The sequence below is a fragment of the Patescibacteria group bacterium genome, assembly GCA_041650895.1.
In the GTDB taxonomy this organism is placed as follows: Bacteria; Patescibacteriota; Patescibacteriia; order 2-01-FULL-39-33; family 2-01-FULL-39-33; genus CAISTG01.
On sequence record JBAZKF010000001.1, the window covers coordinates 909,752 to 927,876 of the forward strand.

17 protein-coding genes and 3 tRNA genes are annotated in these 18,125 nt (G+C 43.7%); 17 read left to right on the plus strand and 3 right to left on the minus strand.

Annotated elements, in window-relative coordinates:
* The first annotated feature begins 1 nt into the window (after window position 1).
* From WC473_04520 to WC473_04555, 8 genes are all read left to right on the plus strand, one after another.
* Window positions 2–1,099 carry a hypothetical protein gene (locus tag WC473_04520; protein MFA5125054.1) on the plus strand — a complete coding sequence of 366 codons (1,098 nt, stop codon included), beginning with the start codon at window positions 2–4 and terminating at the stop codon, window positions 1,097–1,099.
* Window positions 1,100–1,110: 11 nt separating this feature from the next.
* The gene (locus WC473_04525; protein MFA5125055.1) at window positions 1,111–1,245 is read left to right on the plus strand and encodes a hypothetical protein; all 135 of its coding nucleotides are present in this window, start codon (window positions 1,111–1,113) and stop codon (window positions 1,243–1,245) included.
* Window positions 1,246–1,316: 71 nt separating this feature from the next.
* Complete coding sequence (gene miaB, locus WC473_04530) at window positions 1,317–2,585, plus strand: tRNA (N6-isopentenyl adenosine(37)-C2)-methylthiotransferase MiaB (GenBank protein ID MFA5125056.1); 1,269 nt, start codon at window positions 1,317–1,319, stop codon at window positions 2,583–2,585.
* A 91-nt stretch (window positions 2,586–2,676) separates the two neighbouring features.
* Window positions 2,677–2,749, plus strand: a tRNA-Thr gene (locus WC473_04535).
* Between the two features lie 23 nt (window positions 2,750–2,772).
* Window positions 2,773–2,928 carry a 50S ribosomal protein L33 gene (gene rpmG, locus WC473_04540; protein MFA5125057.1) on the plus strand — a complete coding sequence of 52 codons (156 nt, stop codon included), beginning with the start codon at window positions 2,773–2,775 and terminating at the stop codon, window positions 2,926–2,928.
* Window positions 2,929–2,949: 21 nt separating this feature from the next.
* Window positions 2,950–3,020, plus strand: a tRNA-Trp gene (locus tag WC473_04545).
* Window positions 3,021–3,517: 497 nt separating this feature from the next.
* Complete coding sequence (locus WC473_04550; protein ID MFA5125058.1) at window positions 3,518–4,441, plus strand: hypothetical protein; 924 nt, start codon at window positions 3,518–3,520, stop codon at window positions 4,439–4,441.
* Between the two features lie 172 nt (window positions 4,442–4,613).
* The gene (locus tag WC473_04555) at window positions 4,614–5,783 is read left to right on the plus strand and encodes an outer membrane protein transport protein (protein ID MFA5125059.1); all 1,170 of its coding nucleotides are present in this window, start codon (window positions 4,614–4,616) and stop codon (window positions 5,781–5,783) included.
* A gap of 113 nt (window positions 5,784–5,896) precedes the next feature.
* Here WC473_04555 and WC473_04560 read toward each other — a convergent pair whose 3' ends face one another.
* A complete protein-coding gene (locus WC473_04560) occupies window positions 5,897–6,127 on the minus strand; it encodes a hypothetical protein (GenBank protein MFA5125060.1) in 231 nt (76 codons plus the stop codon).
* 217 nt (window positions 6,128–6,344) lie between these two features.
* Here WC473_04560 and WC473_04565 point away from each other — a divergent pair, with 217 nt between their 5' ends.
* The 6 genes from WC473_04565 (at window position 6,345) to WC473_04590 (ending at window position 13,054) form a co-directional block, all read left to right on the plus strand.
* The gene (locus WC473_04565) at window positions 6,345–7,409 is read left to right on the plus strand and encodes a hypothetical protein (protein MFA5125061.1); all 1,065 of its coding nucleotides are present in this window, start codon (window positions 6,345–6,347) and stop codon (window positions 7,407–7,409) included.
* A 124-nt stretch (window positions 7,410–7,533) separates the two neighbouring features.
* Entirely contained in the window at window positions 7,534–9,777 is a 2,244-nt protein-coding gene (locus WC473_04570) for an ATP-binding protein (protein MFA5125062.1), read from the plus strand.
* Between the two features lie 62 nt (window positions 9,778–9,839).
* Window positions 9,840–10,133, plus strand: coding sequence for an Asp-tRNA(Asn)/Glu-tRNA(Gln) amidotransferase subunit GatC (gatC, locus tag WC473_04575; GenBank protein ID MFA5125063.1), 294 nt, complete (start codon window positions 9,840–9,842; stop codon window positions 10,131–10,133).
* Between the two features lie 41 nt (window positions 10,134–10,174).
* Window positions 10,175–11,635 carry an Asp-tRNA(Asn)/Glu-tRNA(Gln) amidotransferase subunit GatA gene (gene gatA / locus WC473_04580; protein ID MFA5125064.1) on the plus strand — a complete coding sequence of 487 codons (1,461 nt, stop codon included), beginning with the start codon at window positions 10,175–10,177 and terminating at the stop codon, window positions 11,633–11,635.
* Between the two features lie 58 nt (window positions 11,636–11,693).
* Window positions 11,694–12,305, plus strand: coding sequence for a thioredoxin family protein (locus WC473_04585; protein MFA5125065.1), 612 nt, complete (start codon window positions 11,694–11,696; stop codon window positions 12,303–12,305).
* A gap of 659 nt (window positions 12,306–12,964) precedes the next feature.
* Window positions 12,965–13,054 (plus strand) — tRNA-Ser (locus WC473_04590).
* Between the two features lie 1,565 nt (window positions 13,055–14,619).
* Here WC473_04590 and WC473_04595 read toward each other — a convergent pair.
* Window positions 14,620–15,342, minus strand: a complete 723-nt coding sequence (locus tag WC473_04595; GenBank protein ID MFA5125066.1) for a helix-turn-helix domain-containing protein — start codon at window positions 15,340–15,342, stop codon at window positions 14,620–14,622.
* Window positions 15,343–15,496: 154 nt separating this feature from the next.
* Here WC473_04595 and WC473_04600 point away from each other — a divergent pair, with 154 nt between their 5' ends.
* The 3 genes from WC473_04600 to WC473_04610 all read left to right on the plus strand — a co-directional run bounded on the left by WC473_04600 (window position 15,497) and on the right by WC473_04610 (window position 16,829).
* Window positions 15,497–15,703, plus strand: coding sequence for a helix-turn-helix transcriptional regulator (locus WC473_04600; protein MFA5125067.1), 207 nt, complete (start codon window positions 15,497–15,499; stop codon window positions 15,701–15,703).
* Window positions 15,704–15,781: 78 nt separating this feature from the next.
* Window positions 15,782–16,060 (plus strand): hypothetical protein, encoded by a 279-nt coding sequence (locus WC473_04605; protein ID MFA5125068.1) that lies wholly within the window; start codon window positions 15,782–15,784, stop codon window positions 16,058–16,060.
* 190 nt (window positions 16,061–16,250) lie between these two features.
* Window positions 16,251–16,829 (plus strand): helix-turn-helix domain-containing protein, encoded by a 579-nt coding sequence (locus WC473_04610; GenBank protein MFA5125069.1) that lies wholly within the window; start codon window positions 16,251–16,253, stop codon window positions 16,827–16,829.
* Window positions 16,830–17,444: 615 nt separating this feature from the next.
* On the opposite strand, the gene WC473_04615 is transcribed toward WC473_04610, so the two are convergent.
* The gene (locus tag WC473_04615) at window positions 17,445–18,095 is read right to left on the minus strand and encodes a hypothetical protein (protein ID MFA5125070.1); all 651 of its coding nucleotides are present in this window, start codon (window positions 18,093–18,095) and stop codon (window positions 17,445–17,447) included.
* Window positions 18,096–18,125 lie beyond the last annotated feature (30 nt).

The window sequence follows — 18,125 nt, forward strand, 5'->3', positions numbered from 1 at the left end:
TATGGGTAGAATCACGCTCTACCGTAACATCGCCATTGTTTTCATTATTTGCGCCGCGGTTGTCATCTCGGCCGTGTTTTTGTTGTTTTATTCCCAGGCGACGATTGTAATTACGCCGGAAGTGCAAGTAGTCAATTTAAGTTTCAATACGGAAGTAAAGACCAGCTCTACACCGGCGGAAATCGCCAAGCAAGGGGCAGTAGGCGGCACTCTTAGTATTACCACCAAAATCGTAGAAAAAATGTTTGAAGCTTCATCCACCAAATCTCAATCTTCAGACTTGGTGGGTCAGGTAAGAATAGTCAATCAATACAGCAAGAGCCAACAATTAGTCAGGACTACTCAATTACAGGGAGAGAACGGAGTTATTGTCAGAACTGACGAAGCTGTTAATATACCGGCCGGCGGCAGTGTGACAGTCAGCGTTTTCCCCAAAGATCCCGCCACTTTCCAACCGATAATCAGCGGTAACTTGACTATAATCAAGCTAGCTTCTGTTTTGCAAAGCAAGATTTTTGGACAAATCATCAGCCCATTGCAACAGAACCCCACCGGTGCCGTGAAAATCATCGGCGAAGCCGACATTAATCATGCCAAGAAAGAACTCGTGGCTCAAGCAGTAGCCGAGGTTCAAGCGTCTACCACCGCCGGCATTGTACGGGGTGAATTAGTCAGTTATAAGATAGACAAGAAACTGGGCGATGAAGCAAGTTTTTTCACTATGACTGGTACGGTACGGCTGAAGACCATCAGCGCGGATATCGGCGCTTTGGCTGAGTTGATAAAAAGCAAAGCCCAAAAAATGAATTTTAATGATTTAAGCGTGGAAGATATTGATCAGCGACTGATACAGATTACCGTTCTAGACGCCAACAACTCGGAAAATATCGCAGTTAAAATTAATTATCCCTTGCAAGGGTATCTGACCGCCGACAGTCCGGTGTTGGATAAAACTAATTTTACCGGTCGGACTGCCGATGAGATTATGGATTATGCCCAGAAAACAGGAGTCATTAAAGATATTCAGGTGGATATTTCCCCGTCTTGGCGCGATATTACTCCTGATGACGTCGGACGCATTAAAATTGTCATTAAATAATTATATTGGCTATGAACAATAAGCAATTATCAACTGTCACTGCCGTTAGAACTTCTGCCATTAAGAAAGTAGCCGCTATGACCGCCTGGATGCTTTTGGGTTCGGCCGCTATTTCCGCTATTCTAGCTTGGGTGGCGACGAGCTAACAGCCCGCCTGGTCATTAATTGAGGCACGGAAGCATTGATTTGTTTTCGTGTTTTTTGTATAATGAATTGCATGAAAAAATCCGCTAAAAAATACTATCTTTTGGTCTTGGGTTGCCAAATGAACCAGGCTGATGCCGAGCGCGTCAGCCACTTACTTAATGATTTGGGCTGGCAGGCGAGTATGAGCGATGATAAAGCTGATTTAATTGTTGTAGTAGCTTGTTCAGTCAGACAAGCGGCCGTAGACAGGGTAATAGGCAAAGCGCAATTATGGCAGAAGCGCCGTCAGGCCGGCCGGCTTACAACTATTTTGACCGGTTGTGTTTTGGCTAAGGATCGGAAGAAACTGTCGAAATTTTTTGACAGTGTTTTGCCAATTACGGAAATGTGGCGGCTGCCAGAAATTATGTGCGGGGATAAGGCGATGGCGGTTACAGATTATTTATGTTTGCCCGCCCAACCCTCGTCGGAATCTTCCGCTTTGGTTCCTATCAGTAACGGTTGTAATAATTTTTGTTCCTATTGCGCCGTGCCCTATACGCGCGGCCGGGAGAAACATCGGCCGGCCGATAGTATTATCAGAGAATGTCGGCAGTTGATTAAGCGGGGCTATAAAGAAATTATTCTGTTGGGGCAGAATGTTAATTCTTATTCTTGCGACGGAATTGATTTCTCGCAATTATTAAGCAAGATTGACAAGATGCCTGGAGATTATTGGTTAAGGTTTATGACCTCGTATCCCAAAGATTTGTCTGCTGAGTTGATAAAGGTTATGTCTAATGGCCGACATATTGCCCCGCAGTTGCATCTGGCTTTGCAGTCGGGGGATGATGTAATCTTGAAGGTCATGAATCGCAAGTATACGGCTAAGAAATTTTTGGCTTTGATTAATAGCGTTAGGCGCGCCGTGCCTGACATAGCAATCTCTACTGATATTATCGTTGGTTTTCCCGGAGAATCAAGAAAACAATTTTTGAATACGGCCAAGTTGATGCGTCAGTGCCGGTTCGATATGGCTTATCTGTCGCAGTATTCGTTGCGACCGCAAACCGCCGCCGCTAAGTTTAATGATGATGTACCAAAGTTAGAGAAAAAACGGCGCGAGGCAGAGTTGAACGAAATTTTGAAACAGACGGCCCTGGCTAATAATCAAAAATATTTGGGGCAAGTGGAAGCGGTTTTAGTTGATGGTTACAAGGCGGGAAAATGCTACGGCCGAACCGCTTCGGGCAAAGTCGTGGCTTTCAGTTCCAAAAATGAGCTGTTCGGGCAGAAAGTTAAAGTCAGGATTCTCTCAGTCAAAAGCTTTTCTTTGGCCGGGGAGAGGGTTTCGGGCTGATTTTGTCCGAATTTACGGTGTCTTGCTTTTTTACTAAAAATATGTTAAGATAAAAGGGCAATTTTAAGGTTTAAGGCTGTTTTACCAATAAGCCAGCTTAGCTCAGCTGGTAGAGCAACGGTTTTGTAAACCGTAGGTCGTCGGTTCGAATCCGACAGCTGGCTAAGTAAAATTAATGTAAATTTTTATGTCTCAAGACAACATGATTAAATTTGAGTGCACCGAATGCAAGAAGATCAATTATTTTTCCAGTAAGAATAAAAAGCTTCTCAAAGGCAGATTGGAAATGAATAAATATTGCAAGCATTGCCGGAAGCATACGATGCATAAGGAAACCAAATAAAACGCGGTTGGCCGCGTTAATGCGGGGTTCGTATAGTGGCAGTACAGAGGTCTCCAAAACCTTTAGCGAGGGTTCGATTCCTTCACCCCGTGCGTTGATAATTCTGTGCAAAGCGGCCCGAAATCCTGGCATTTTTAGGTTCTTTCCCAGATAGTTTGGATAGCATCTTAATGGGTATCGTATAACAGGATTTATTTAAACATAAAAACGCCCTAACTGGGGCGTTTTTATGTTTGTGTGTAATATTGGAAACTATACATATTTATTGACTTTTAGTAATTTCGGTGGGAGAATTTAAGTATAAATTAAAAGTAAATATATGGTGAATTTTAATAACATCAACTCTAAGGGGTGCCAGCATAATATCAGTAGAATAATTTGGGTTGTCGTTTTTGATCCCTAAATACGGAAAATCGTTAAGCATCCCAGAGGGAATAGAAAATATTATCTAGTGCCGGCAAAAGCCATCTTTTATCAATATTACTAAATTAGGCTATTTCTGATATAATATAGATGGTCTGTATGGGAACTAAGTAGCCTTATCGCCTATTTAATTTAAGCTTTTTTAGTATTATAAACTTATAACTATATGCCTAGAATCGAACAACAAAAATCATTTGAGCGGGAGGTTGAGCTCGAACTTGATGAGCCGGAGATAATAGACCAAGAATTTGAAGGTTCTCCTTTTTTGGATGATGAGGCCTATGAGAAAGAAGTTGACTGGCAAGAAAAAAACAGAAAATCAGAGAAGTTAAAAGAAGAAATCAACCAAGCGGGATCATTAGAAGATTTATATCAGATTATCTCTAAAACCAAGGGGATCCAGGGATCTAAGGAATTTTTTCCGCCGGAGTATGTCGTTGAGAAGATTGCTGAAGCAGAAAAATACCTGAAGGATAATTTAGATAAGATAGTTTTGGGATCAATTAGTGGCGCTTACGAGACGGAAAGAAAAACTTTGGGCGAAAAAACCAATCTGGTCACCCGTGGTCGTGATTTGCAATTACGGCAGAAAGTCAGGGAGATTATTAAGATAATTTTGGCCGAGAGATATAGTCAACATCGGGAAAAGTTTGAGGAATATAAATTGCAATACGTAGCACAAGCAGTGGAACATAGTTTTAATATAAATCAATTGGAGAGAGTTGTTAAAAATGTCCAACCAGTTAAGGAGGGGGAGAAGTCATATAAAGGACAGGATATGGAGCAAGCACTGGATTTGATGGTGGAATATATGAAAGCCCCGACTCTTAAAGGAGATAATAGTTATATTAATTTTATATCTTTGCGGGGAAAGGATTTAGAACAAAAAGTTGAGGCGGCATTTAAGGCTAATGCGGTAGCTTTACCCGAATACGCTGGCATCAGACAGCGGGCTCATGATGTTCTAAGGCCGTCAGTAAAAGAAAGCCAGATGGGGGAGTATATTTCTTCCACGGCTTCTTCTAAGGAGGATGAGGGGTTCATTCGGCGTGGTTGGCAGAAGGTTAAAAGTTGGTTTAAATTAAAATAACAATTAAAATATGACTAAAATCGCCGCTTATTTGCGGCGTTTTTAATTGTGGATAACTATCTTGACAAAGTATTGTGTATATGGTACAATTATATATTGGCATAAACTATGTTGTTTAAATGCCTTTAGCACATAAAATCATCCCTTTGGGGATAAAAAGAGGAGAGTTGAAATGAAGAAAGGTATTATTATTGCGGTTGTCGTTGCTATTTTTCTGTGTATCGATCAGTCGGCATCTGCTGGCGGATTGAGTCGTGTGGCGGCTACCGGTACGACCGATATCGGATTGGGATCCGACCCGTCGGGGGCGTGGTTTCCGCATAACCTCGGCAGTAAATTGCAACTGTCCTGCAAGCGTTTGGTGGAAGTGGGGGCTGAAGTTATGGTTCCCAAGTTCACTTATGAAGATGGGCGCGGGAAGAAATTCACTTCTAAGAATATGGCCCATGTCCTCCCGGCGGTTTCTTATGCCGAGAGGATTGATGAGTCAACGGTATGGGGTGTTGACATCCACACCAATTACGGTTTGGGCGCCAGCTTTAAGAATATCTGGTATGGTATGGATTCGCAGACGCTTGTGTCTGGGACCTATATTAAGCCATTCATCTCCAAGCAATTGACGGATCGTTTGTCAATCGGCGCCGGACCGGTGATTGCTATGGGTATGATGACTTGGGCTGGCCCTTTTGATATCAACCGTATAGCATTGCCGGTTCGAGTTAATCTGAAGGCTCTGGGGTTCGGCTATGGCTGGCAAGCCGGTGCCATGTATCAGGCGACAGACAAACTGGCCTTAGGCGTCAATTATCTTTCGCCGGTCACGGTAAATCTTGAAGGCCGTTGCAGTGCCAGTTTCTTGGGATTAAAGATTCGCGATGGTATTGACTTGAAATTCAAGTTTCCGGAAAAGTTCGATTTTTCCGTTGGTTATCAGCCACGGGAAGACTGGCTGTTGGTTGGTCAGGTGACTTACTTCGGCTACAGCCGGAACAGCTTGAACCGGGCTATGGTGAATTTTGATAAGTTGCCGATCACCAAAGCTGTCAACATGAATTGGCAGGATAACATCGCTATTCACTTGGGCGCCAGTCACAAGTTCAGCGATAAGTTGACGGCCGGAGGCGGTGTGACTTACATGAGTAAGGCTATTACCAAAACGGCTGATTATATGACGCCCGATGTTGATGGTTGGGCTCTCGGCGGACGGATCAAATATTCGCCGACTAAGCATTTCAGCTTGATTGCTTCTACCAGTTACGGCTGGGGGAGCAATGAGGTCTCCGGACGAAAGATGTCCACCGAAATCCTGACTTTCGGCCTCTCCGGAAGTTGGAGATTCTAAAGTTCTTTGCGTCTTTGCGCCGGCATTCTTAAATGAGTGCCGGCTTTTAAAATGAATTAAAAGACCGGCAAGCTTAATGCTATGCTCGCCGGTCGTAGTACGTGTTGTCGGTCTTAGTCGCCGACAAATAGGTGTTCCGTTGCCAGAACAGGGTAATAGCTTACGGCGGCGATGATAAAAATCGCCCAGCCCGCTAAGCCTTTGGCCGTGTCTTTCCAGCCCAGCCAGCAATTTCGGTAGTCCGCCAGGGCGGAAATAAAGAAGTATGCTAGGACCACCAGTCCGAAAGCCGCGCCGCCGATCACTTCCAATAATCGCATCATAATCTCTCGAAACGTCTTCATTTTCTTATCCTTTTTTTGGTTTGTGTATTGCTACACCTGCTTAGGTTGTTAGGTTGAATGTTCTAATATGTTTACATTATACCATATGTAAAAAATTTGTCAAGTGGTGTCCTGTGGATAACTATATTGACAAAATAACGCTAATATGATATTATATGAGTAATCGGTAAAATGCCGGTTTTAACACTTGAACGTTACAACATAGGAGTTATAAGACATGGAAACGAATGAACGTAGAATGGCCTTTTTAGCTCACTGGGTGGAAAGCTGGAACTGGTTATTATGGCCGTTCTCTTGCCTTCACAAGCACCCGGAGAGGCGTTATTGGCTCTTCTGGCTCTACCCGCTATGTTGGCTGATGTCGGTAAGGTATCTTGTCGGCAAGAAGTCGTTTGATACGGTTGATCGATTTGTGTTTAAGACGCCGACCGGAGAAGAAATTGATGGTCGGACTGTTCTTTTGCGTAATTTCGGTTGGCATTTCTTTCTCCCGACAAGGCGGAACAGCATTAAAAAGCGTATCTTGGAAGCGGTCCTTGATCTGCAAAGAAAGGGAGTCAAGGTTATTGGTCTAGGAGCACTGACCAAGGATGTCAGAATAACCGACGGAGGGTCAGGGATCGTTCAGGAATTATCCGACCGTTTATGGGCTCGGATAGTCCATGGTGATACTCTCACCGCAGCAACGGTTATTCGGCAAGCTCTAGCCCTGATTGAGAAGTATCAGATTAAAGGGCCGGTTTTTTTGACCGGATCAACCTCAAAGATCGGCCGTGCCGTGGCTATTGATCTGGCTCGGCGAGGCATTAAGATTTTGATGTACACACAGGATTACGAGCGGTTTACGGCTATTGCCCTTGAGGCGGGTGACGCTTCCGTCAATCTGGAGTGGACAAATTCCCTAACTATGGGATCATCATGCGTTCTCTGGATCACTGGTAAATCAATCCCTTCTCGTCGGGATTTGTTCAAGCATATTCCCGATGATGCAGTGGTGCTGAATTTCGCCGTACCCAATCCTCTCAAAAAGCGTGATTTTCGGGCACGGCCGGATATCAAGCATTTTGAAGGCGGGTTATTGGCCTATGATCCTCAGCAAGTGAACATTCACTTTACCATGCGTCTGAAACCGGGCATTACTTATGCCTGTCATGCCGGCACCTTCGTTCACGCTTTTAAGGAATGGCAACACCACGAGGTGGGGCCGGTTGACTTGGGTAGACTGGATGAGGTCTGGCAGGCGGCGGAGGAAATTGGTTTTTCCTTACCGCCGGTTAACTGAACAAAAGTACTTTGGTTTATCGAGTCGTCTCTTTCGGGGGACGGCTCTTTTTTATTCAATTTTGTTTAGAGTTTACAAATGTGTTATAATATTAGAGTAATGAATATTATTTTTTCCAAAAAAAATGATGAGCTTGCCTACATTATATCCGTTAATCAGCGCCATCTTCGTTTTCATTTTAGGCGTCTTGGTTTTATTAAGAAACCCTAGGAACCGGTTGAATTTTACTTTTGCCTTACATGCCTTGGTTATTTCTCTTTGGCTGTTTGGCACTTTTATGATGTTTTTAAATCGCGATGATATTACGTCAGCAATTTATTGGGATCGTTTCATTTATGGATCAGTGGTGTTTATTCCGGCATTCATGTATCATTTTTGTTTAGCCTTGACTAATCGCAAAGCTAATTTTTGGTTGTTTTCAGCCTATTTTTTATCGATATTTTTCTTAATCGTCAGTCAGACCGATTATTTTGTGGCTGACGCTTTTTATTATAAATGGGGAGTCCATACTAAGGCCAGATTGTTTCATCATTTCTTTTTAGCTTATTTTTCTTTTTATGTGGTTTTCTGGTTTTTTGAGGTTTATAAATATTATAAAAAAGTTGATTCGGCCTTGCTTAAATATCAGATTAAATATTTTTTCATCGCTTTTTTGGTTTTGTTCACCATTGGTCCGACTGCTTATCTCCCGGCTTATGGCATCAGTATCTATCCTTTTTCTTATTTGTCAGGATTGATTTTCACCATTATCATTTCCTACGCCATCTTGAAATATCGCTTAATGGATATGAGAGTGATAGTCAGGTGGTTCGTTATTTATGGTATTGATTCTGTTTTTGTCTATCTTTTTTATTCAGTTATTATTATTATTTACCCTTATTTGTGGGGTAGTATTTATAGTAATTATACGATTTTGGCCGGAATCGTAGTGGCGCCGCTATTTGTTTTTTTTATGTTTGGTTTTCATAGGTTGTTCTCCAATTTTGTTAATAAATATTTTTTTTATTCTCTCTATGATTATCAGAAGACCATATCTGGATTGACCCGCGAACTTAATTATTACAACGACCTTGATAAGATAATAAATTTAATAGTCAGTACTATTAAAAAGACTATGGGGTTGAACAGGGCGGGCGTGCTTCTGGCAGAAAATGACGGATCCGTAGTCAATTATAGGATTGCTAAAGTAACCGGCTTTAATATTACTAACGGCATTTCTCTGGTGCAAGACAGTTTTTTTACTAAATATTTAAAGCAAATATCTAAGCCGTTAGTACGTGAAGAGCTATTTCTTTTGGCTAGGGACGCCAAAACCGACAAAGAGAAGAAATCCCTGCTTTCTCTGGAGAAAGAAATGCATCACATAGAGGCTTCGTTATGTTTGCCTTTGCTAAAATCGGGAAAACTGATGGGAATAATTGTTTTAGGCTCTAAAAGTTCCGGCGATCCTTATACCGAGGAGGATCTTAACCTGCTTTCTACACTTTCATTGCAAGCGGCTGTTGCTATTGATAATGCCCGGCTTTATCAAGAGACTAAAAATTTTAACAAAGTATTGCAGAAAAAAGTGGATGAACAGACGCAGGAATTGTTGCATCGCGCCGAACATTTACAGAAACTATTGGAAATGCGTTCCGAATTTTTGGATATTGCCAGCCATCAGCTCAAAACGCCGGTCTCGGTCATTAAGGGTACAATTTCCATGTTCCGCGATGGCTCCATGGATAAATTGCCGGAGGTAGAAAAGAAAAAGTTTTTTGATAATATTTATCATAAAGCGGAAAAGCTAAATGTTATTATTGGTGATATTCTGCGTGCTTCCGAAGTGGATACTGAAGAGTTTAAAATTGATCCCTTAACTGCTAAGCCCGATAAAATGGAGGACATCCTTAAGTCAATTTATGAAGATCTTAAGGATTTAGCAATTAACAAGGGGTTGAAGCTTAATTTGGTTTTACCGCCTAAAAAACTGCCGCCGGTCATGACCAGCGCTGATTTTTTGGAACAGGCGCTGTATAATCTGGTAGATAATGCCATTAAATATACGGCTAAAGGTTCGGTAACCTTGTCCTTAAAACAGGACGGTGATTACTTAGTAGTGGAAGTGGCTGATACGGGCATCGGCATACCTCAGGCAGATAAGGACAAAATGTTTGATAAGTTTTCCCGCGCCAAGAACGCCGTGGATATGTATGCTGACGGCTCGGGTTTAGGATTATTCATCGTCAAGCGCATCATTGAGGCGCATGATGACAGTTCTGTAACTTTCAATAGCCAAGAGGGCCAGGGGACGACTTTCATCGTCAGGATGAAAACGGCCGATAAGCTGGCAGGCCGGGTTAATCGGAGAACTAACCCAAAGAGTTAAGTGTCTCTTTTTTAGCCTTGATTTATTTCCGCTTCGGTGGTAATATTTTTGTATCTAAATTTATGAAATTAACCATAGAACAAGTAGAACATATCGCTAGGCTGGCGCGTCTTAATCTGACCGCCCAGGAAAAAGCCAAATACGCGGAACAACTGTCCGGGATTCTTGAATATATGGACGCTTTGCAGACCGTGGACACCACGGCGGTAGAGCCGACATCCCAAGTTACCGGGTTGGTCAATATTAGCCGCGATGACCGCATTATTGAATCGGGTATCAGCGAGGAATTAGTGGCCTGCGCGCCGGTCAGCCGTGACGGTTATGTTGTGATACCTAAGGTATTTGAAAACAAATAATTTTTTAGTTTTTTATAAGTTACACGTCAGCTGCCAATATTATGTCTGATTTAAATAAGTTAACATTATTAGAAGCATTTACCGGTTTGAGAGAGAATAAATTCACCAGTCGGGAATTAACCCTGGCTTGTTTTGAGCAAATTAAAAAACAGGACGACAAGATTAAGGCCTTTTTGACTTTAAACGAAGAAGAAGCATTGGCGCAAGCCGACGTCGCCGATAAGTTATTGCAGACAGGGGATGTTATTTCGCCTTTGGCCGGCATCCCCGTGGCCATCAAGGATATTTTTTGCACTAAGGGTTTGCGCAGTACGGCCGCTTCTAAAATTTTAGAAAACTATATTCCGCCGTTTGACGCCACTGTGGTCAAAAAGCTGCGCGATGAGGGTGCGGTGATTTTGGGCAAAACCAATCTTGATGAGTTTGCTATGGGCGGGTCAACCGAGAATTCCGGTTTTTTCCCGACACGTAATCCTTGGGATTTGGATCGCGTGCCCGGCGGTTCTTCCGGCGGTTCGGCCGCGGCTGTTTCTGCCGATATGTGTTTTTACGCCTTGGGCACTGACACTGGCGGTTCCATCCGCGAACCGGCTTCATTCTGCGGCGTCTCTGGTTTGAAAGTGACTTATGGCCGGGTTTCCCGTTATGGCGCGATGGCCATGACCTCGTCGCTAGATACTATCGGTCCGTTCGGCAAGAATGTTGAGGATATTGCGTTGATTATGAAATATCTGGCTGGCCGCGATGAAAAAGATTCCACCACGCCCAATATCAGCGTGGATAATTATTCGGAAGAAATAAAGAAGGACATTAAAGGCTTAAGAGTAGGCTTACCCAAAGAATATTTTGTTGAGGGCATGGATGCGGGCGTGCGCGAGCGGGTGCTTGAAGCCGCTAAAAAATTGGAAGAATTAGGCGCGGAGATAATTGATATTTCTTTGCCGCATACGGATTTGGCCGTGGCCGCTTATTATATCATCTGTCCGTCGGAAGTGTCCTCTAATATGGCGCGTTATGATGGCATTCGTTACGGCTTATCCAAGCAATCCGGCGACTTGCTGGATATTTATACTAACACCCGCGCCGAAGGTTTCGGCTCCGAAGTCAAGCGTCGTATCATGATCGGCACTTATGCTTTATCCGCCGGTTATTATGACGCCTATTATAAGAAAGCCATGCAGATTCGCACCTTGGTGCGCGAAGACTTTGATCGGGCTTTTGAACAAGTGGAAGTGATTTTGACTCCGGTGGCGCCGACTCCCGCCTTTAAGTTGGGGGAGAACATTAATGATCCGCTCAAAATGTATTTGGCCGATGTCTTTACTATTCCGGCCTCGCTTGCCGGCATTTGCGGTTTGACCATTCCTGCAGGTTTGACTGATAATTTGCCCGTGGGCATTCAGTTATTAGGCAAGCGCTTTGATGAAAAAACGGTTTTGCGCGTCGGCCATCAATATCAATTGGCCACGGACTGGCATAAACAGAAACCAGAGATAAAATAGTTGCTTTACGGCTAAGAAAAAGCTATAATATTATTACCTAAAAATAATTTTTAATTCTATGGAAGGCGAAAACAAGAGTTTATTAAAAGATCAGCAGTTTTTACTGGGGTTATTTGCCGGCATTGCCGTTATTGCCGTTGTTGGCATGATTATCATGGCGGTGTTTATGATTAAGGGTCAAGATGCCAACTCGGCCAAAATAACTGATACAACCGATCAAATAGCCCAGACTACTCAACCTGTCGGGGATGCTCCGGAATCAATCAAACCGACGGCCGCCGGCGTTTCAACTTTTCTGGAAAAGAAGGACGCTGTTATTTGCAAGGAAGGCGGCAAGCCGGTAGTCTATTTGTTTTCCACTACTTGGTGTCCGCACTGCGAGTGGGTCAAGCCGACCTTTGATAAGGTGGTTGCTGATGCGGTCAAAGCCGGAAAAATCAAGGCTTATCATTGGGAACTTGATACCGGTGACAATACTTTAACTGCGGCCGTAGAAAAAGAAGTGCCGGCCGATGCTTTGGCTGTCTATCAGGAATTCAATCCGGAAGGATCCATTCCCACTTATGTTATGGGTTGCAAATATTTCCGTGTCGGCAATGGTCATGAGGCCCAAGACGATTTGGTTAGTGAGGCTACCGAACTTAATGCCGCGATTGACGCTCTGAAATAACTTTATTGCAAAAACCGTCCCATTGACTGGGGCGGTTTTTTATACTGGACATTTTCAGTTTTTTACTGTATAATACATTTACGCTTTTTGCACCTTTTTAAACCGCAACGCCTTTTACGGCAGGGAGAAAAGTCATGAGTAAAGTTGCGAAAAGGAACAGTTCTGATCTCAGACTGGATGCTTATTGTTGGTCTTGTGATATGCGTTTCAAGACTAATCTCCAGAGAAATGTGATCTGCCCTTACTGCCGTAAAAAGGGTGGCGTGATGGTTAGGCGGGAGGGAAAAAATCAACCCAAACATCCGCAAAGTCTGCGGCGACGGAGGTGATCCCATGGTTTATGCGCTATTAGCTTTCGTTTGTTTGTTGGTTTTGACCGGTTCGCTTTTTTCTATCGGCGTGAGCAGGGGATTTTTAAAAAGAAAACAGCTCTGTTGCCATAGTTGCGGTCGTTTTTTTAAATCCTTCGGGTTTTTTGTTAACAGGTGTCCGTATTGTCACAGCCGTAAAGTCCAACAATGGAAACAAGGCGAGGTAATGCAGGCAGATTCTCCTATTAAAATAGGATTCAGTTCCTTTGGAGCGTGGTTTATTTCTATCAAGAAACGGCTTAGACGGCGTTAGTAAAACAGGGTGCTCTATGAGGCATCCTTTTATCTGGAGAGGTCGCATAGTGGTCGAGTGCGCTCGCTTGGAAAGCGAGTAGGGTGTCAAAGCCCTCGGGGGTTCGAATCCCCCCCTCTCCGCCAGATTTCCAAGTTTGAACCGAAGTGTTTGCAAGGCTTTTTGAGCCTTGTGACGGTTTCGGAGGTTCGATCTTGGAGACTTGCAAGTCCATAAGAACATCAAAGACTGGCGTCCATATTGGCGTCAGTTTTTGTTTTCTGACGATGAATCCCTCGAAACAAAGCTTCATCAGTGTTCGTTTTTGTTGCAGTCCGCTCGTCTGGAATACTCGGTCGGCATGATCAGTGAAATCCAACAGCTCATTAAACTTCTGCACGAACTTATCGGACTTGCTCTCCATCTCACCCAAGCGACCCTGATACATCTCCTTCTCTCTTAAGAGCTCGTCCTGAATCTTTATAAAGACATCTGCGTCTATGATGCGTTTTGAGCGATCCACAACGATATTGCGGATCTGCTGTTGAAGTCTTATAAGCTCTTGTTTGAGACTTCTTCGCTCTTTATCTTCCTGATCCAATCTTTCCTTGGCGAAGTACTGGAAGTAAGCATCAAGCACTTTTTTGAATTTGTCTGGCAACTGCACCCGACTAAGCATAACGGCGACTTGTGCCTCGACATCTTCCCATCGTATATATTTCTTTTCTACACACTTAGGGTCTTTACGATGACTACACGAATAATAGAGATGACCTTTTTGCATCTGACCACAAAGCATTGATCCGCAGTCACCACATCTCATAAAGCCAGCCATCGGATACGAATGCTTGCGTGTACGATCAGCGTAGTGATTGTGTTGCTCGATAATCTCTTGAACATCGTCAAAAAGTTTCTTAGTGATCAGAGATGGAAAGTTTGCCTGAGATGTTGCGGATCGTGTTTTTATAAGTCCGTAATAGATCGTATTTGCCAATATGTGCTCGGTAGCTTTTCGACTGATTGATTTGCCACCTCTTGTCTTAAGTCCTCGCTTGTTAAGTTCACGCGACAATGACTCATACGAATACTTTCCTGTGGCGTACAACTCAAAACCAAGCTTCACATACGGTGCCCTGATATTATCCACTATTAAAGATTTGGTTTTCTTATCATTCAAATAACCAATTGGTGCTACTCCAGGGAACCGACCACGCTCTACGGCCTCCTTGAGACCCTTCTTGACCTCCCAGCTGATGTTCTGAGATGTCCATTGAGCAATTGAGGACATAATGTTCTCGACCAACTCTCCAGAAAAAGACTCATCGAATTGCTCGACCACCGAGATCAATTTGACATCGTGTTTCTTGAGCATCATCTTGATCGCCGCATAGTCAGCGACATTGCGACACATACGATCCAGCTTGTGCATCAAAATAACATCAATTTTTGTGTCAGTCTTTGACCGGTGAAGCATTTTTTGAAGCTGTGGACGATCAGTCGTTCTGGCTGATTCGCCTTTTTCCTCGTAGATGCCATCCGGTGCAAGAGTCCAATTGTGATCCATTCCATATTTTTGACACGCTTTGACCTGTGCCGGAATACTCAATTCTCGTTCGGCCTGACGAGAGGTAGAAACACGGCCGTAGATTAAATAATTTGTACTCATAGTGTTTGTTATAAAAAACAGCAGGGCTCTTGGCGAGCCCTGGGGTTAGTATTTTTTTATGTGATAAATCAATCGACCTATCGGCTTAACCCCTTCGACAGGGTAGGTCTTTTTGATGCCGGGCTGACTCGTTGTAATTTCTAAAGAGTTGCCACGCTTTTTATAATAAGTCATGACCAGACCGTCTGGTGTAGACAGTACCACGATGTCTCCATCGTTAATCTCAATATCCGCATCAAGCATAGTCAGGTCGCCGGCGATTATGCCTGCCTCCGGAAATGGAGTGATAGAAACTCTGATACCGAATATACGGTGATCACGCACAATTCCGTTTTTAGGAATAAAAATAAATTCGTCTGCATGTTTTAGATGCAGATCAAGATCGTCCACCGGAATCGTGCTAAATAGTGGCATCTTGTAATGAGCTACTTCGTCAGCAGTGATTGTCTTTTTCAACTCCGCCAAACCAGCTTCTAAATTGTGAGTCATCTCTTCGACACGCTTCTCACCAGCATCTTTGATGTTGATTTTATAATTTGATGAGAGGCTAACTTTTTGAATCTTGGACTCGGTCCACTGCTTTCTTAATTCATCCTCCGATACCTCATAAGCCTTAGCCAAAAGACTCAACTGCTTCTGCGAAGGAAGCCGGGCATCGTTCTCCAACTGACTGACATAACTGGCAGAAAAACCAAGGCGATCAGCGATATCCTTGGCCGTCCATTTATTAGTTTCTCTTTGTTTTTTTAGATATGAGCCAAATGACATATTTTTGTTATTTGCTTAATTTATAATCCTAACGACATCTTAATACAGTATAGCAAATGTGTAAAGATTAAGCAAATATGCTTATCCACAGCAGAGTATTTGACGAATTAAGCAAAATTGCTTAATATGACTATGAGGTCTAATTTATCAAACTATGAAAAAAACACCAACCAACATACGACTGAGGGAACTTAGAATCGAGAAAGGGCTAACGCAATACAAACTAGCCCGAATTCTTGGCTTTAAGTACAACACAGCAATCAGCCGTTATGAGACCGGTAATAAAAGACCGAGTTTGGAAACCGCCCAAAGAATTGCCCTAGCGTTGGGGGTGACAGTCGAGGATATTTTTTTGCCTTAGAAGTTAAGCAAAAAAGCTTAACCAAAAGGCGTGTGGGGGTCAATAAAAGTGTGAGGTCACTCTTATGAACCAAATCACATGTCCAAACCAACAAAGGATGAGGAAGCTCTTATTGAGCTTACCAAAAATGCCTTGTCCGAAGTGCTTGGCCGAGAGCCAAGTAAGCAAGAAGTTTGGCGTGTCCATGCTGGCTTCAAACGCATGGCATTCATGCTACTGGAGCATTTAGATCACATCAAAAAGTATGACAACGAGAATTCTAATCAAAAGATTAATTCAGAGAATCTGGAAACGGATGACTCGGAAACCACCGACCCGGAGAGAACTCTTGGCGAGGAGGGAGAGCTTGCTGAGTAATTTTGCAATCCGCGAATTAGAGAATCCAACTATTCGGCGTGATTTTTGCAGAGCAATGGACAACATCGACCGGGCTCTGCCGAAATCCAGAGAGTGGTAGATAGCGCCTTACTCTCCCCTCAATGACGCCAGGCGTGAAGGGAGGAATAAGGTGCGATCAGTGGGTCGGTCCACCTTTTTATTCACGGCCATGTTGGACGATAAAATAAAAGTAAGAGATTTAAGAAATGGCGATTGGTTCTGGATTAGCAAAGTACTGCTCGATGAGTATGGAAGCAGAATCAAACCGATCGGCATTGCTATTTATAATTGCCTCGCTGAACACGCCAATCAGGAGGGTTTTTGTTTTCCATCTCATAAGCTTATCGCTGACAGAATTGGCTCGAGCGTTTCTAGCGTGCAAAGAGGTATCCGCCAGATGATCAAGCTTGGGCTGATAAACAAGAAACGCAAGAAATTTCATAATGTGTATTTCCTTTTAAAAGTAGATAGGTCAGATAGACCGAACTTAAATAAGACCAGTCAGCCTGACCGGCAGTTCGGTCATACAGACCGGTGGGATCGGTCCAATGGACTTACTAACAAGAATAAAGAAAAAGAATTAAATAACAAGAATTACGGAGCGAATAAAAAAACTGTGAATAACTTAAATGAGATGCGGTCGATGTTGGCACAAAAAATGTCAATCGGAGGGGTAAAGATAAAAATCATAGACGGCAAGAAGCACATGTGGACTGGACAGAAGTGGGTAGCAGTCGAGGATACTTAGATTGCTTTTAACGGTTCGGGGAGGAGGTCGAACCTGAACTATTAATTGATCGTTTATTAATCATTTATGATCTGGGCTCAAAAAGCCCACAAATAAAAAACAGTATGGACAAAGATGAATCCAATGTCGGCAATTGTCCCCATTGCACAAAAATTATTTTTCGCGATGCGGTTTTCAATTCCGAGGCTGTGTTTATAACCAGGTGTCCCCACTGTCAGAAACCCGTAAAGGTGTGCATAAGAAAAAAGGTCGAGATTATTTTGCTTCCAATTGATGATCGTAAAGGAGGTAACAATCCCGGAACCAAGCTGACTACGATTATCTTTGTCTTGTTCCTTCCGACAGCTATAGATCTTTTATCAGACAGTTTCGAAATCCTCGGCGGCTTATTCTGACTCGGTGACGATATAAAGCAAAAGGAGCCCATTTTGAGCCCCTTTTTTGCCGTTTGTTTGCCCCTGTGGCGAGCTTTGTTGCCAGAGCCGTAGCCTTTCCAAGTATTCCACATAGTTCACCAGTTTGAAAATAATTGATATCTTTAAATATTTAGAAATAAAGAAGCCCTAGCTCGGATTGTGTCCAAGCTAGGGCTTTGTGTTGAAAGAACTACTGTTCCTACTGAGGGTCGACGCAGAGAAGTGCCGGATTCAGCACGCCACCACGTTCGTTGGCTTTTTCGCCCTCGGTCCCGATCTGGGTCGAGAGGTTGTGCCAGCGACGGAGCTGTTCGCCGTGTACCCACACCTGCGAGAGGATGGATACGGCCGCACCGTACATAAAGCCGGTGATGCCTTCGTTGTCGGCGAGATGAGAAGCTTCCTCGGCACACACTTCGACGGTGTCGCCGTGAGCGATTCTGCCTTCCATAAGGCGGGCCCAGCGTTCGGCGAAGCGGATCACTCCACTGCCGTAGCCGTCCTTGTTCGCTTCGACGGACTTCTTCCATCCCTCCTCGTCCTTGAGCGTCATCTTCTCCGGAGCTGTTGCGAGTGCCCCTTCGAGCATGAGATCTTGGCGTCGCTGTGCCTCTTTGGCTTCGCGTTGCTGTTTCTTGTACTCGGGGGACTTCACGTACTCTTCGTGACGTCGGTTGGACTCGGTGTGGTAGTACTGCGTGATCGTGTCAGCTTTGTCGCCGGGGTTGGCCGTGAGTTCGATGTCATTGAACTTTGCCTTCACGGTTCCTTTCGACTTCTTTGCCAGAGCGACCATCTTGCGAGCGGTTTCGCTGACGTTCTCGCCAGCCATCGGTTCGTACATTTTCATGATGCTTTCTCCTTTTCGTTTGTTTTCGGT

Bases quoted from the DNA above. Each gene is read 5' to 3' on its own strand.
- WC473_04520 (MFA5125054.1), top strand. From the start codon at position 2: ATGGGTAGAATCACGCTCTACCGTAACATCGCCATTGTTTTCATTATT.
- WC473_04525 (MFA5125055.1), top strand. From the start codon at position 1,111: ATGAACAATAAGCAATTATCAACTGTCACTGCCGTTAGAACTTCTGCC.
- miaB (MFA5125056.1), top strand. From the start codon at position 1,317: ATGAAAAAATCCGCTAAAAAATACTATCTTTTGGTCTTGGGTTGCCAA.
- rpmG (MFA5125057.1), top strand. From the start codon at position 2,773: ATGTCTCAAGACAACATGATTAAATTTGAGTGCACCGAATGCAAGAAG.
- WC473_04550 (MFA5125058.1), top strand. From the start codon at position 3,518: ATGCCTAGAATCGAACAACAAAAATCATTTGAGCGGGAGGTTGAGCTC.
- WC473_04555 (MFA5125059.1), top strand. From the start codon at position 4,614: ATGAAGAAAGGTATTATTATTGCGGTTGTCGTTGCTATTTTTCTGTGT.
- WC473_04560 (MFA5125060.1), bottom strand. From the start codon at position 6,127: ATGAAGACGTTTCGAGAGATTATGATGCGATTATTGGAAGTGATCGGC.
- WC473_04565 (MFA5125061.1), top strand. From the start codon at position 6,345: ATGGAAACGAATGAACGTAGAATGGCCTTTTTAGCTCACTGGGTGGAA.
- WC473_04570 (MFA5125062.1), top strand. From the start codon at position 7,534: ATGATGAGCTTGCCTACATTATATCCGTTAATCAGCGCCATCTTCGTT.
- gatC (MFA5125063.1), top strand. From the start codon at position 9,840: ATGAAATTAACCATAGAACAAGTAGAACATATCGCTAGGCTGGCGCGT.
- gatA (MFA5125064.1), top strand. From the start codon at position 10,175: ATGTCTGATTTAAATAAGTTAACATTATTAGAAGCATTTACCGGTTTG.
- WC473_04585 (MFA5125065.1), top strand. From the start codon at position 11,694: ATGGAAGGCGAAAACAAGAGTTTATTAAAAGATCAGCAGTTTTTACTG.
- WC473_04595 (MFA5125066.1), bottom strand. From the start codon at position 15,342: ATGTCATTTGGCTCATATCTAAAAAAACAAAGAGAAACTAATAAATGG.
- WC473_04600 (MFA5125067.1), top strand. From the start codon at position 15,497: ATGAAAAAAACACCAACCAACATACGACTGAGGGAACTTAGAATCGAG.
- WC473_04605 (MFA5125068.1), top strand. From the start codon at position 15,782: ATGTCCAAACCAACAAAGGATGAGGAAGCTCTTATTGAGCTTACCAAA.
- WC473_04610 (MFA5125069.1), top strand. From the start codon at position 16,251: ATGTTGGACGATAAAATAAAAGTAAGAGATTTAAGAAATGGCGATTGG.
- WC473_04615 (MFA5125070.1), bottom strand. From the start codon at position 18,095: ATGAAAATGTACGAACCGATGGCTGGCGAGAACGTCAGCGAAACCGCT.